The sequence below is a fragment of the Saccharothrix sp. CB00851 genome, from assembly GCF_001905065.1.
In the GTDB taxonomy this organism is placed as follows: Bacteria; Actinomycetota; Actinomycetes; order Mycobacteriales; family Pseudonocardiaceae; genus Actinosynnema.
Map to the genome: position 1 here is coordinate 48,438 of NZ_LWLC01000022.1, position 14,462 is coordinate 62,899.

Below are 14,462 nucleotides of genomic sequence, written 5' to 3' on the forward strand. Positions count from 1 at the left end.
CGGTCGCCGCCACGTGACATCCCGCCGCCGGTTCCCTTTTCATCCACAGTCGTATGGAGGAAACCGCATGTCCCGCAAGATCTCCCGTGCGCTGCTCGCGGTCACGGCGCTCTCCGCGTCCGTGATCATGGCGCCCTCGGCGAACGCCGCGTCGTTCAACCTCCAGGGTTGGGCCACGCAGTGCGGCGGCACCACCGGTGGTGGCAGCGCCACGCCGGTGACCGTCACCAGCACCTCGGCGTTCGTGTCCGCGGTCGGCTCGTCCAGCGCCTCGGTGATCCGCGTGTCCGGCACCATCTCGTTGTCGAGCATGACGAAGGTGGCGTCCAACAAGACGATCATCGGCGTCGGTTCAGGCGCCACCATCACCGGGCACGGCCTGAACGTCTCCAAAGCGTCCAACGTCATCATCCGGAACCTGAACTTCACCGGGTGGCGGGACGACGCGATCAACGTCCAGTACTCGACCAGGGTCTGGATCGACCACAACAGCCTGCGCAACGGCTACGACGGCGCGATCGACATCAAGCGCGCGTCCGACTGCGTGACCGTGTCGTGGAACAAGATCAGCTCGCACGACAAGACCATGCTGCTGGGCCACAGCGACAGCAACGGCAGCGAGGACCGCGGCAAGCTGCGGGTCAGCTACCACCACAACTGGTTCGACGGCACGAACCAGCGCCACCCGCGGGTCCGCTTCGGCAACCCCGTGCACGTCTTCAACAACTACTACGGCGGCGTGACGTCGTACGGTGTGGCTTCCACGGAGGAAGCGGGCGTGCTCGTGGAGGGCAACTACTTCGAGAACACCGAGGACCCGTTCCACCGCGGTGAGGGCAGCTCCGACCCCGCCAACCTGGTGGCGCGCAACAACCACTTCGTCAACTCGGGTTCGGGTGACCAGGGTGGCAGCGTCAAGTCGATCCCGTACGGCTACACGCTGGACAGCGCGAGCGGCGTGAAGTCGATCGTGACCGGCGGCGCGGGTGTGGGCAAGGTCGGCTGACCCGCGGGTTCGGTGAGGTTCCACCGTTGACGGGCGGTCCCTGGCTTCGTCTCCCAGCCAGGGGCCGCCTCGGCGCGCCAGCCGACACCCACGATCACCGTCCCCCTACGCGTTGTGGGGCAGGAGGTGGTCGACGGACCGTGCCCTCGACCACCGGGTGGGCTGTCCGGTCCGGGTGGTGTCGGAGCCGTTCCCGCTCTCGACGCGGCGCGTGAGCAGGTGGAGCGCGTCTGCCGAGGAGGCGTCGTTGGGGGTGTAGACCTCCAGGCGGTGATCCGGGCTGTCGGGCTGGAGCCACACCTGGTAGGCGATGCTCGCGGTGCCGGCGGTGGGGTGTCGCAGGCTCATGTCGCCGGTGGTGCAGTCGGCGACCTCCCCGGTCGCCCACATCCGGGCGAACTGGTCGCCGTGCATGGTGAGCTCACCGATCAGGTTCGCCAGCAGGGCGTCGGTCGGGAATCGGCCGGCGGTGAGCCTGAGGTACGCGACGTGGACGCGGGCGAGTTCGTCCCAGGTGTCTGGTTGTCCGTCCGCGGCCGGCGGAGCGTTGACGACATGATTCGGCAACCCTCCGCCACGTCCGATGCCGGCGACCTCCGGGCGTGGCTCGGCCTGCTCGTCGTCCTCGGGCCGGTTCTGCTGGTCTCGATGGACGGGTCGATCCTGTTCCTCGCGATGCCCCGGGTCGACCGGGCGCTGAACCCCAGCGCGGACCAGGCACTGTGGATCCTCGACGTCTACGGCCTCGCCGTCGGGTCCCTCCTCATCGCGTTCGGGAACATCGGCGACCGCTACGGACGCCTCAAGCTCCTCATGATCGGCGCGGTCTGCTTCGGCCTCGGCTCGGCTGCCGCCGCGTTCGCCCCCACGCCCGAACTGCTCATCGCCGCCCGCGGCGTCATGGGGATCGCCGGCGCGACCCTGCTCCCGTCCGCGCTGGCGGTCCTCGGCGAACTGTTCGCCGACCCGAAGCGACGGGCTCGGGCCATCGGCGTCTTCGCCGCGGCGTTCGCGGCCGGCTTCGCGATCGGTCCGGTCGTCGGCGGTGCGCTCCTGGAACGCTTCTGGTGGGGATCGGTGTTCCTGGTCAACCTGCCCGTCATCGGCCTGTTCCTCTGTTCCGCTCCCGTGCTGCTGCGCGAAGTCCGAGCCGGCCGTCCGGGACGGATCGACGCGATCAGCGTCGTGACCTCCGCGGTCGGGCTCCTGCTGGCCGTCTACGGCGTCAAGCACGCGGCCGCCGAGGGCCTGACGCCGACCGCGGTCGCCTCCGCGGTGCTGGGCACCGTCGTGCTGGTGTGGTTCGGTCTCCGGCAGCGGCGACTCGAGCACCCGCTCATCGACTTCTCGCTGTTTCGCGACCGGACTTTCACCGTCGCGGTCATCACCGGGCTGTTGCCGCTCGCGGCGTGGTCGGCCGCTGCCTACCTGGCCGGGATCTACCTGCAGTCCGTCCTGGACATCCCCGTCCTCCAAGCGGCACTCCTGGCGCTTCCGGGAGCCGTCGTGCTCACCACGACCTGCATCGTCACCCCGATGGTCGTGGACCGCGTCGGCAAGCGCGCCGCGCTGCTCGTGTGCCACTTCTCCATCGCCGTCGGGCTGCTCCTGCTGCTCCCCACCACCGTCACGGGAGGGATCGGCTGGTACCTCGCCTCCACCACGGTCGCGGGCGTCGGCTACGGCATCTCTTTCGCGGTCGTCGCGGACACCGCCGTCGCCGCGGTGCCTCCCGAGCGCGCCGGATCAGCGGGTGCGATCGCCGAGACCAGCAATGAGATCGGCAACGCGCTCGGCATCGCGGTGCTCGGGTCGCTCGCCGCCGCGCTGTTCCGGCTGCAGGGGCCCGACCTCGCACCCACGCTCGACTCGACGCTCCACTTGCCCGGCCTCGCGGCCGCGGTCGTGACCGACGCGAAGTCGGCCTTCCTCACCGGGCTGCACATCGCCGCGGCCACCGCCGGCCTGCTGCACCTCGCGCTCGGCCTGCTCGCGCTCCGCTGGTTGTCGCGAGCGAGGTCGGACCACCGGGCCGATCGACGACGGGTGGTTCGGCGCGGGTCGAACTCCCGAGTTCCTCGACCGCGGACGTGACCGGTCGTTCGCTTCGCGGGATGGGTGCCGCGCCAGGCGGTGGGCTTCCCCGCCCGAGGGGTACTTCGGGCGGGGAAGCTGTCGGTCACCGGTTCCGCGTTCAGGCCGGTTGTGGGTGCTCAGCCGCGGCGCCACTTCTGGTTGGCGCCGCCGGTGCACTCCCACTGCTGCAGCTGCGTGCCCGTGCCGCCCCACGAAGTCACGTCGACGCACTTGTTCGCCTGGGGGTTGACGAGGTCGCCGGCGGCGCTGAGGACGAACTGCTGGGCCGGGTTGCCGGAGCAGCGGGCCAGTTGGATGGCCGCGCCGTTGTCGCGGGAACCCCAGGCGACGTCCATGCACAGCCCGAAGGCGCGGATGGTGCCGTCGCCGGGGAAGGTCCAGTTCTGGGCGGCCGTGCCGTTGCAGTCCCAGAGTTGGAGGCGCTGGCCCTCGACGCCGTTGGAGTTCGGCACGTCGATGCACTTGTCCTGCCAGCCGATGATCCGGCTCGTGCTGCCGCCGCCCGTGGTGGTGAGCTGGAGGCCGTAGACGTTCAGGATCTCGTTCAGCGGCTGGAACAGGGTGGTGCCGCCGGACGAGCAGTTGCCCGAACCGCCCGAGGTGACGCCCTGGGCCTGGTTGCCGGCCAGCCACGCGCCACCGGAGTCGCCGCCCTCGGCGCACGCGGTGGTGGAGGTGAGGCCGTGGACCAGTCGGCCCGAGTAGTTCACGGTAACGTTCTTCGCCTGGATGGTGCCGCAGCGCCAGCCCGTGGTCCGGCCCGAACGGCACACCGAGGCGCCGATGCCCGCCTCCTGCGAGCCGGCGACCGCGACGCTGCCGCCCGAGTAGTTGTTCACGTACGGCGTGGGCGTCCAGTTGCTGTTGGTGCGCACCCACGCGTAGTCGTTCTCCGGGAACGACGATCCGGCGAACGTGCCCTGGGTGACGTTGTTGTGGCCCAGCGTGGGGCTGCCCGTGCCGCCGCAGTGGCCCGCCGTGACGAAACCGCCGTTGTTCACCGAGAACCCGACCGAGCACAGCGTGTTGCCGTTGATCACGTACTGGTCGCCGCCCCTGATGTCGTACAGCGGGCGCGGCGCCTCGGACACCACCGGCACGGCGTCCACACCGGCCCGGGCGGCGAAGGCGCGGGCCGCCGAGGTGGTGCGGGCCTGGACGACCACGGAGTTGGACGTCGGGTCCACGTACCAGGAGTGGACGTCCGGGCTCGCGGCGGTCCGGTCGAGCCGGGCCTTGCCGCTGGCCAGCGACTTCTCGCTCTTGGCCACCTTGACCGGTGACGCGCCGGCGGCCCGGACCACGTCCGCGTCGGCGACGTCCACGATGCCGACCTTCAGTCCGGAGTCGTACCAGGCACCGCCGAAGCGATCACCCAACCTGGTCCGCAAGGCCTGTTCGACCGGGACGGACGCGGCCTCGGCGGCCTGGTGCACGGCGGCCTGCGCCGGGTCCCAGCCGAGGTCGCGCGCCAGGGCGGCGTGCAGGGCGTCGCCAGGGGCGGCGGCCTGGGCTGGTGCGGGCAGGACGACGAGCGCGGCGGCGGCCACCGCCACGCAACACTGCGCGATGAGTCTCACGACAGCTCCTTGTGCAGGGTAGGAGAGGTGTGAGAGCGCTCTCGCGGGGAAGCTTCGCAGGTGGTCCAGACCGCGTCAATAGAGAGGGCGCCGCCCCGGGGGACGGGGCGGCGCCCACTGTCAGGGGTTGACGGTGATGGTGAACGTGGACGTCCGGTTGCGGATGTTCTCGTTGTTGTTGCTGAACCGCAGGTTGTTGAACGTGACCGAGCCGACCGCCGGACCCTGGCCCGCCTCCGGCAGCTCGTTCGCCCACACGCCGATACCGGACTTGTGCTCGAACTGGTCACCGCTGAGCCGGGCCCCCGAGATGGACACGTTCGTCAACACCGTGTCCTGGATCGGGTTCTCCGGCGCGGACCCGGTGTACTTGGTCTGGAACATGATCCCGGCGTACGTCGGGTCGATGATGTCGACGTCGTCGACCCGGATGCCCCGGAACGGCTTGGAGGCCGAGAACATCCAGATCCCCGGGAACGTCTGCCCGTTCCAGAAGTGACCGCCGGTGCGCACCAACGTGATCCCGCTGAACGTCGTCGGCTCCGGCCCGAAGCCGTTCATGGGGTAGCCGAAGTCCAGCGAGCTGATCGTGACACCGGAGTAGGTGAGGGTGTCCGCGATGTAGATGTTGCGGAACGTGTTGAGGAAGCCGCCGTAGACCGCCAGACCCGCCGCGCGCCAGGTCGTCAACGACGACAGGTTCTCGTACACGTTGTTCTTCTCGTCCGCGCCACCGGCGTCGATCGCCGAGAACAGCGCGAAGCTGTCGTCACCGGTCGAGCGCGCCTCGATGTTGGCCACCCGGTTGTCCGTGCTGCCGTTGGTCATGTTGATGCCGTCGGCGAACATGTTCCGGATCCGGGAGTCCTTGATGGTCATGAAGTCGGTGTTCGCGCCCCAGTACAGGCACACCATGTGCTCGGCCCAGATGTCCTCGATGGTGATGTTCGAGACGTTGGCGAAGTCGAACACCTTGCCTGGGCCGTCGATGCGGGAGACGTAGTTGCCGAAGAACGCGAACCCGCTGAACGTCGAGCCGTTCACCGACTGCTCGGCCCGGAAACCCGCGTCGGTGTTCTCCTGCGTGGTCGGCACGACGAACTTGGTGAACCACGGTCCCGCGCCGATCACCCGGATCGGCTTGCCGTACACCTGGAACTTCTGCGAGGTGGTGTACGTCCCGGCCGGCAGGTACACGCCGAGCAGGTTCCCGCTGGTGTCCATGCGGAACCGGTCCAGCGCGTTCTGCACGTCCTGGTGGCCGAACCCGGTCGGCGTGAGGTACCGGGCCGGGTCGGGGTTGGCCCGCGCCACCGCGTGCTCGAAGTTCACGAAGTCGATGGCGTAGTTGGTGGTGTTGGCCGCGTCCTTCTGCAGCTTGATCTTCGTGCCCGGCGGGAAGGTGCCGTTCAGCAGCACGCTCGCCTCGTCGTAGATGTGTCGCGGCCCGCCCGCGCCCGGCGAGTTGCCCGGCGAGGCTTCGTTGCCGTAGAGCCAGATGTGCCGCGACGTCAGGTCGATCGCCTTGTGGAACGACCCGTTGACGTAGACGTTCAGCGTGGCGTTGATCCCGCCGCCGCCCGCCGAGTCCGGGATGGAGAAGCGGGTGACCAGGGTGTTGGTCGAGCCGGTGGTGGTGAACTCGACCGACGAGCCGGTGCTGGTGAGCGTGACCGCGCGCCGGCCGGACGCCTCACCGGCGAGGTCGCCGATGGTGCGGTTCGGGCCGATCTTCCGCGCGCCGCCCGCGGTGACGGCGTCCTCGGCCTCGATGTGCTCCCACGGCACGTTCGCGCCGCGCCCGACGAACAGCGACTGGGTGCTGACGTTGTTCGCCTGGCGTGCCGCGATCTCGTTGGCGTCCACCGCGACCTCGGTGCGCAGCGTGTACTTGCCGTTCGCGGCGGGCCAGGTGCCCAGGGTGATCGGCGCTGCCGACTGGCCCGGCTGGATCGCACCGGTGTGGCTGCCGGTGAACGTGCGCACGGTCGCGCCCGTGGTGGCGTTGACGAGCGTGAGCGTGACGCCGTGCGCACCGGCAGCCGTGGCGATCGAGCCTTCGTTGCGCAGCACCACGCTGAACGTCGTGTTCTGACCGTTGGCCGGGTTGTTCGGCGACCAGCTCAGCGCGCCGACCAGGTCCGAGCTGGGCACGGGCGTGACGACGAGCGCGCTCGGGTGCACGCGGGCGTTGTTGGCCTCGTTCTGCTCGACGACCTTCTTCGTCTCGTCCACCTTCGCGGTGTAGGAGTAGGAACCCGAGCCGCGCGGGCCGATGTTCGCCGTGGCGGTGGCCGACGCACCGGCCGCCAGGGCACCGACCTGTGCCGTGCCCACCGCGTCGTCGCCGAGGAAGAACGTCACGTCGGTCGCGCCGGACGCCGCGGTGCCCGCGTTGCGCACGGTCGCGGACAGGGTGATCGGGTTCGTCTCGACCGGGCCGGCCGGGGTGAACGACGTGGCGGTCACGGTCAGGTCCGGGTTGGGCGCGGCGACGCCGAAGACCTGGAACTCGGCGACCTGGCCGCCGGGCGCGCCGGTGTTGGCCGTGATGCGCAGCTGCACGTCCGCGACCCGCCCGGTCAACGGGATGGTGACCGTGTTGCCGGTGCCGGGGTTGAACACGTAGTCGCGCGCGGCCACCAGGCTGGTGAAGCCGGTGGCGCTCTGCTCGCGGCCCAGCACCTGGATGTTCTGCGTGCGGGTGGCCCACGCCGAGGCGGGGTTGAGCTTGAGCACGACCGAGCCGAGGTCGGCGTTCGAGCCGAGCTGCGTGGTCAGCGTGTTCGGGTAGGCCGCGCCTTCCCAGTACGTGGTCACGTCGTCGTCGTTGGCGTTGGTGGCCGCGAACGTGAAGACGTGGGAACTCGCCGTGATGGGCCTGCCCTTGGCGAGGTTCGTGCCCGTGGCACCGGCCCTGGTGACGGAGTTGCTCGGCGGTGACTGGTTGCCGGCCGCGTCCTTGGCGATCACGTGGTAGGTGACCGCGAGGCCGTCCGGCTGGGCGTCGGTGTAGGTCAGCACGGTGCCCGCGACGCTCGTGCGCAGCGCGCCGTTGGCGTACACGTCGTACCCGGTGACGCCGGTGTCGTCGGTGGACGCCGACCAGGTCAGCCGGATCTGCCCGGACTGCGGCGAGGTGTGGGCGAGGTTCGTGGGCGCCGAGGGCGCCTGCGTGTCGCCGGTGGTCGGGCCGTGCACCTCGAACTCGGACACCTGACCGGCGGGCCAGGCCGTGTTGCCGCTGATCAGCAGCCGCACGTACCGCGTGGTGGTCGCGGTGAACTGGATCGTCACCGTGTTGTTCGCGGTCGGGGTGAACGCGTACTGCGCGGACGGGACGAGGTCGCCGAAGTTCTGGCCGTCGGTGCTGTGCTGCACGGCCAACGTCTGCGTGCGCGCGCCCCAGCCCGCCGTCGGCAGCTTGAGCACGACCCGGTCCACCTTGAGCGCCGCGCCCAGGTCGGCCCGCAGCCACTGCGGGAACGCGTTGTTGGCGCTCTCCCAGTAGGTGGCCTGGTTGCCGTCACCGGCGTTGGACGCCTGGTAGACGTCGGTGTGGCTGCTCGCGGTGTACGTGGCGGCGAGCTGGGCGGACGCGGCGGCTTCGCGGACGTCGATGTCCTCCACCGGCGCGCCGTCCACGCGCACGTAGCGCACCAGCGTGGGGTCGACGTCGAACGTCTGGCGGTCGCCCTCGCGCGGGGCGGACGGTACGAGGGTGGCGAACCCCTTGCCGTCGAGGCTGGTCTGGACGGCGAACGTGGCGGCGTCGTCCGGCAGTGCGAGGCGGACCTGGTCGATGCGGGTCGGCTTGCCGAGGTCGAGCACCCCGGTGGACGGCGCGGCCTGGGCGGCAGGGGGGCTCAGGGTGGACGCGGCGAGGGACAGTGCGATCAGGGAGGCGGCGAGGCGTGGTCGTGTCGTCGTTGACATCGTCGTGCTGGCCCTTCTCGTTAGGGCATTCCGGGATCTTGTCGCAAAGTTCCGTACAGTTGTCGATTTCTTGCGTAACCGGATCGCAGCGTTGCAGAGCCCTCTCCGGAAAGTCAACGGTCGGCGCCTCACCGCCCCGACCGTTGCGCCAACCGGCCGAACACGACGAAGGCCGCCCCCGCTCGGGGACGGCCTTCGTGGCGTGCGACGTCCGTGGTCAGGACGCCTTGCGCCGGGCGGCGAGCAGGCCGGTCAGGCCCACGATCGCGAGCGGTGCGCCGACCAGCGGCAGCAACGGGACCCCGCCACCAGGCCGATGCCGTTCAGCAGCACCCCCGAGAGCAGCAGCACCCTCCACACCACCGCACCGTTCCCGTTCTGTTCCGCCACGTCCGCTCCTTCCGCTCGACTGCGGTCGCACGCTAGCCGCGCCGCACCGGCCCGCACGCGTTCACGCAGGTGGGAAGCGGTGCCCAGGTCCCCGTTCCGGGCCGTTGCGGTGATCGGGTGCCGGTCGCGGCACTAGACTGCGTGATCATCCGGAGGTGGCGGTGAGCGACCCGAAAGCGGCGTTCGCGCGGGCGCTGGCGCGGTTGCGGGGACGGTTACCCGACGTGTCCGACGAGGCGTTGGCCCGGCGGGCGAGCGTGGTCGTGCTGCCGTCCGGCCGGCGGGTGGCGGTGAACGCCCGGCGGCTGGGGGAGTGGGTCGGCGGCCAGTCCGTGCCCCGGGACTTCGACGTGGTGCTCGCGGTGGCCCTGGCGAGCGGCGGCGTGCCGGAGTTGGCCGAGCTGCGCGAGCTGTGGCGTGCCGCCCACCGGGACCGCCGCGCCACGCCGAAGTCGGGGCGCGTGGTGGTCGGCCGGCCGCCGAGCGACGCGGCGGCGTTGCGCGACCGCGCGGACCTGGCCGACGCGATCGACACCGCGTTGCGGGAGCCCGACCTCCGCCAGGTCCTGCTCCACCGCGCCGGGCACGCCGACGAGGCCGTCGAGGAACTGCGCGCGGTCCTCGCGGAGATGTCCGCCGTGCAAGGTGACAACCACCCGCGGACCAGGGAAGCCGCCGACCTGCCGGCCGGCTGGCACACCACCTGACAGACGCCGAGGGCCCGGCGGGTGCTCGCCCCGCCGGGCCCTCGGACTCGGACGCGCGCTACGTCCGCCGCACGATGATCCGCTGCAACGCGATGAACGCCAGCAGCAGGGCGCCGATCACGATCTTCGTCCACCACGACGACAGCGTGCCCTCGAACGAGATCAGCGTCTGGATCGTGCCCAGCACGAGCACGCCCACCACCGACCCGATCACGAACCCGACGCCGCCGGACAGCAGGCTCCCGCCCACCACGACCGCCGCGATCGCGTCCAGCTCCATGCCCACCGCGTGCAGGCTGTAACCGGACAGCATGTAGAGGCTGAACAGCAACCCGCCCAACGCCGAGCAGAACCCGCTGATCACGTACACGCCGATCTTCACCCGCGTGGTCGCCAGGCCCATCAGCCTCGCCGACGACTCGCTGCCGCCCACGGCGTACACCGTGCGCCCGAACCGCGTCAGGTGCAGCACGTACACCGCCGCCAGCACCGCCGCCAGCGCGATGACCACGCCGTAGGTGATGGTCACCCCGCCCGGCAGCTCGATCGAGCCGGTGGCCAGGTCCCGGAACGTCGGGTCCTTGATGGACACCGACTCGACGCTGATCACGAAGCACAGCCCGCGGGCCAGGAACATGCCCGCCAGGGTCACGATGAACGGCTGCACGCCGAACCGGTGGATCACCCACCCCATCGCCAGGCCCAGCCCGGACCCGGTCGCCAGCACCGTGATCACCACGAGCCACGCGGGCCACCCGGCCTGCAGCGCCGCCGCCGCGATCATCGTCGACAACGCGACCACCGACCCGACCGACAGGTCGATGCCACCGGTCAAAATCACGAACGTCATCCCGACCGCGAGCACGATCAGGAAGGCGTTGTCGATGAACAGGTTCGCCATCACCTGCCCGGACGCGAACCCCTCGTACCGCACCGAGCCGACGCCGAACGTCGCCACGAACACCACGAACGTCGCGATCACCGGCAGGAACCGCTTGGGCACGCTCACCCGGCCACGCGACCGGGCCGACCCGGACCCCGACGACTTCGCGGGCACCGCCTCGACCTCGGGCGCGACCACCACTGTCTCCTTCACGCGGGCACCCCTTGCTTCCCACGAACCCGAACCCGAACCCCGACCGGTGCCTGCATCAGGCACACCGCGATCACCACGACCGCCTTGAACACCAGCGTGATCTCCGGCTTGATGCCGATCGTGTACACCGTCGTGGTCAACGTCTGGATGATCAACGCACCGAGCAGCGTGCCGGTCAGCGAGTACCGGCCGCCCGCCAGCGACGTGCCGCCGATGACGACGGCCAGGATCGCGTCCATCTCGATCCACAGACCGGCGTTGTTGGCGTCCGCCGCGCTCACGTTCGAGCTGATCATCAACCCGGCCACGGCCGCGCACAGCGCCGCGAACACGTACACCGTCCAGATGATCGTGCGCGCCCGCACGCCCGCCAGCCGCGACGCCGCCGGGTTGACCCCGACCGACTCGATCAGCAGCCCCAACGCGGTCCGCCGGGTCACCAGCGCGACCAGCCCGAGCACCGCCAGGCTGATCAGGATCGCGATCGGCAGCACCAGGAACCCGGCGCCCACCTGCCGGTAGGTCGGCGAGTCCACCGTGACGATCTGGCCCTCGGTGATCAGCATCGCGACCCCGCGCCCGGCCGTCATCAGCACCAGCGTGGCGATGATCGGCTGGATGCCCAGCACCGACACCAGGAACCCGTTCCACAGCCCGAGCAGCGCGCACAGCGCCAGCGCCAGGCCCATCGCCACCCACGGGTTGCCGCCGGCGGCGATGTGCGTGCACGTCACCGCGCCGGCGATGGCCGCCACCGCGCCGACCGACAGGTCGATGCCGCGGGTCGCGATCACCAGCGTCATGCCCAACGCGATCAGCAGCGTGGGCGCGCCGTTGCGCAGGATGTCGATCAGGCTGCCGTACAGGTGCCCGTCCTGCAGCCGCAGGGAGAAGAACGACGGCGTCACCACCACGTTCAGCACCAGCAGCGCGACCAGCGCCAGCACGGGCCAGAGCAGTCGGTTCTTCACGACGCCACCGCCTTCTCCGCACCCTGGTCGACACCGTGGTCGCCGCCCGCGATGAGCGCCATCACGTCGTCCACGCCCACGTCACCGTCCAACTCGGCCACCTTCTGCCGGTCGCGCATCACCACGACGCGGTCGGACACGCGCACCACCTCCTCCAGTTCGGCGGAGATGAACAGCACCGCCATGCCCTCCGCGGCCAGGTCGGCGACGACCTTCTGGATCTGGGCCTTCGCGCCCACGTCGATGCCGCGGGTCGGTTCGTCCAGGATCAACAGCTTCGGCTCGGTCACCAGCCACCGCGCCAGCAGCACCTTCTGCTGGTTGCCGCCCGACAGGTTGCCCACCGCCCGGTCCGGGTCGGCGGGCCGGATGTCGAGCAGCTCGATGTACTTGGCCACCAGCTCGTCGGCGAGCTTGCGCGGCACCGGCCGCGCCCACCCGCGCGCCGCCTGCATGGCCAGGATCAGGTTGTCCCGCACGCTCAGGTCGGCCACGATGCCCTCGGCCTTGCGGTCCTCCGACGAGAACGCGACACCGGCCTCGATCGCCGCCCGCGGCCCGGTCAGCCGCAGCGGCTTGCCGTTGACCAGGAGCCGGCCCGAGTCGGCCTTGTCCGCGCCGAACAGCAACCGCGCCACCTCGGTGCGGCCCGAGCCGAGCAGCCCGGCCAGCCCGACCACCTCGCCGGACCGAATCTCCAGGTCGAACGGCGCGACCGAGCCCTTGCGGCCGACCCCTTCGGCGACGAGGAACGCCTGGCCGGGCGCGCCCGAGCGGCGTTCGATCTCCTCCAGCAGGCCCATCTCGCGCCCGAGCATCGCCGACACGAGGTCGATCCGGCTCAGCGCGGCGGTCGTGTGCTCGGCGACCAGGCGGCCGTTGCGCAGCACCGTGATCCGGTCGGAGATCTCGTAGACCTGCTCCAGGAAGTGCGTCACGAACAGCACCGCGACACCCTCGTCGCGCAGCACCCGGACGATCCGGAACAGCTCCGCGACCTCGTCGGCGTCCAGGCTGGAGGTCGGCTCGTCCAGCACGAGCACCCGCGCGTCGACCGCCACCGCCCGCGCGATCGCGACCAGCTGCTGCACGGCGATCGGGTGGCTCTCCAGCACCGAACCCGGGTCGATGTGCAACCCGATCCGGGCGAGCAGCTCCGCGGCCCGCGCGCGCATCCGCTTGCCGTCGATGCGGCCGAACCTGCGCGGCTCGCGGCCGAGCAGGATGTTCTCCGCCACGGTCAGGTTCGTGCACAGGTTGACCTCTTGGTACACCGTGCTGATCCCGGCGGCCTGCGCCTCCGCGGGAGCGGTGAACGACACGGGCTCACCCGCGTAGCGGACCTCGCCCGCCGCGAGCGGGTGTACCCCGGTCAGCGCCTTGATGAGCGTGGACTTGCCCGCTCCGTTCTCGCCCATCAACGCGTGGACCTCGCCGGGGAACAGCCGGAAATCCACCTCCTGCAGGGCTTTGACTCCGGGGAACTCCACCGAGATGCCCCGCATGTCCACGACCGGCACGGTCACCGGACAACTCCCCTCACACGCTGGGTGCGGCCCCCGCCACCACACCCGGAGGGTGGCGGGGACCGCGGTCTGTGATCACTACCGGCGGTATCAGTACTTGCGGTTCGGCAGCTCGGTCTTCGCCTGCTCGGTGGTGAAGGTGCCCTCCTCGGTCACCACGCGCGGCGGGACCTCCTCGCCCGCGACGACCTTCTTGGCCAGCTCCATCAGCTGCTTGCCGAGCAGCGGGTTGCACTCGACGATGAAGTTGATCTCACCGGCGGCCAGCGCGGTCATGCCGTCCTTCACCGCGTCCACGGTGATGATCTTGATGTCCTTGCCGGGCACCTTGCCCGCGGCCTTGATGGCCTCGATCGCGCCCAGGCCCATGTCGTCGTTGTGCGCGTAGACCACGTCGATCTGCGGCACGGACTTCAGGAACGCCTCCATGACCTGCTTGCCGCCCGACCGCGTGAAGTCACCGGTCTGCGTGGCCACGATCTTCAGGTCGGTGCCGGCGATGGCGTCCTCGAAGCCCTTCTTGCGGTCGATCGCCGGCGCGGCGCCGGTCGTGCCCTGCAGCTCCACGACGTTCTTCGCGCCGCCCGCGTTGGCCTTCAGCCACTCGCCGGCCTTCTTGCCCTCTTCCACGAAGTCCGAGCCGAGGAACGTCTTGTACAGCGACGTGTCGTCCGAGTCGACCGCGCGGTCGGTCAGGATGACGGGGATGTTCGCGCGCTTGGCCTCCAGCAGCACGGCGTCCCAACCGGTCTCCACCACCGGGCTGAAGGCGATGACGTCGACCTTCTGCTGGATGTAGGACCGGATCGCCTTGATCTGGTTCTCCTGCTTCTGCTGCGCGTCGGAGAACTTCAGGTCGATCCCGGCGGCGGCGGCCTCCTCCTGGATCGACTTGGTGTTGGCGGTGCGCCAGCCGCTCTCGGCACCCACCTGGGCGAAGCCCATCGTGATCTTGCCGTCGTCCTTAGCGGCGGTGCCCGACCCGGCGTCCCCGGATCCACCGGAACCGCACGCGGTCAACGCGGCCAAGAGGACCGCGGCGGCGGCGGTCGTGATCTTCTTCAACACTGGTCTTCCTCCGTGGGAACCCGAGACACTGACGGGGCGGCGAACCGCGTGACGGTGGTCACCTGGGCCACAAGAGTGAACGCTC

General features: G+C 70.3%; 11 protein-coding genes. 3 read left to right on the plus strand and 8 right to left on the minus strand.

What is annotated here, in order from left to right; translation table 11 throughout:
* The first annotated feature begins 67 nt into the window (after positions 1–67).
* Complete coding sequence (locus A6A25_RS21315; RefSeq protein ID WP_073892593.1) at positions 68–1,006, plus strand: pectate lyase family protein; 939 nt, start codon at positions 68–70, stop codon at positions 1,004–1,006.
* A gap of 105 nt (positions 1,007–1,111) precedes the next feature.
* Here A6A25_RS21315 and A6A25_RS21320 read toward each other — a convergent pair whose 3' ends face one another.
* On the minus strand, positions 1,112–1,573 hold the full coding sequence (locus tag A6A25_RS21320; protein ID WP_241828835.1) for an MmyB family transcriptional regulator: 462 nt from the start codon (positions 1,571–1,573) through the stop codon (positions 1,112–1,114).
* Between A6A25_RS21320 and A6A25_RS21325 the strand changes: the two genes are divergently transcribed.
* Positions 1,562–3,100, plus strand: coding sequence for an MFS transporter (locus A6A25_RS21325; RefSeq protein WP_073892595.1), 1,539 nt, complete (start codon positions 1,562–1,564; stop codon positions 3,098–3,100). The two genes, A6A25_RS21320 and A6A25_RS21325, sit on opposite strands and share 12 nt — an antisense overlap.
* A gap of 119 nt (positions 3,101–3,219) precedes the next feature.
* Here A6A25_RS21325 and A6A25_RS21330 read toward each other — a convergent pair whose 3' ends face one another.
* The 3 genes from A6A25_RS21330 to A6A25_RS44165 form a co-directional block, all read right to left on the minus strand.
* Positions 3,220–4,683, minus strand: a complete 1,464-nt coding sequence (locus A6A25_RS21330) for a ricin-type beta-trefoil lectin domain protein (RefSeq protein ID WP_073892597.1) — start codon at positions 4,681–4,683, stop codon at positions 3,220–3,222.
* A 120-nt stretch (positions 4,684–4,803) separates the two neighbouring features.
* Positions 4,804–8,619 carry a discoidin domain-containing protein gene (locus A6A25_RS21335; RefSeq protein WP_083668529.1) on the minus strand — a complete coding sequence of 1,272 codons (3,816 nt, stop codon included), beginning with the start codon at positions 8,617–8,619 and terminating at the stop codon, positions 4,804–4,806.
* Between the two features lie 252 nt (positions 8,620–8,871).
* On the minus strand, positions 8,872–9,009 hold the full coding sequence (locus A6A25_RS44165; RefSeq protein WP_158073782.1) for a hypothetical protein: 138 nt from the start codon (positions 9,007–9,009) through the stop codon (positions 8,872–8,874).
* 161 nt (positions 9,010–9,170) lie between these two features.
* Here A6A25_RS44165 and A6A25_RS21340 point away from each other — a divergent pair, with 161 nt between their 5' ends.
* Positions 9,171–9,716: a hypothetical protein gene (locus A6A25_RS21340; protein WP_073892600.1), complete on the plus strand. Its 546-nt coding sequence runs from the start codon at positions 9,171–9,173 to the stop codon at positions 9,714–9,716.
* 58 nt (positions 9,717–9,774) lie between these two features.
* Here the strand turns inward: A6A25_RS21340 and yjfF are convergent, their stop codons facing one another.
* From yjfF to A6A25_RS21360, 4 genes are all read right to left on the minus strand, one after another.
* Positions 9,775–10,773, minus strand: coding sequence for a galactofuranose ABC transporter, permease protein YjfF (yjfF, locus tag A6A25_RS21345; protein WP_073892681.1), 999 nt, complete (start codon positions 10,771–10,773; stop codon positions 9,775–9,777).
* A gap of 35 nt (positions 10,774–10,808) precedes the next feature.
* A complete protein-coding gene (locus tag A6A25_RS21350) occupies positions 10,809–11,783 on the minus strand; it encodes an ABC transporter permease (protein ID WP_073892602.1) in 975 nt (324 codons plus the stop codon).
* Complete coding sequence (locus A6A25_RS21355; RefSeq protein ID WP_073892683.1) at positions 11,780–13,288, minus strand: sugar ABC transporter ATP-binding protein; 1,509 nt, start codon at positions 13,286–13,288, stop codon at positions 11,780–11,782. The genes A6A25_RS21350 and A6A25_RS21355 overlap by 4 nt, the downstream gene beginning before the upstream one ends.
* A gap of 111 nt (positions 13,289–13,399) precedes the next feature.
* Positions 13,400–14,377 carry an ABC transporter substrate-binding protein gene (locus A6A25_RS21360; RefSeq protein ID WP_073892604.1) on the minus strand — a complete coding sequence of 326 codons (978 nt, stop codon included), beginning with the start codon at positions 14,375–14,377 and terminating at the stop codon, positions 13,400–13,402.
* Positions 14,378–14,462 lie beyond the last annotated feature (85 nt).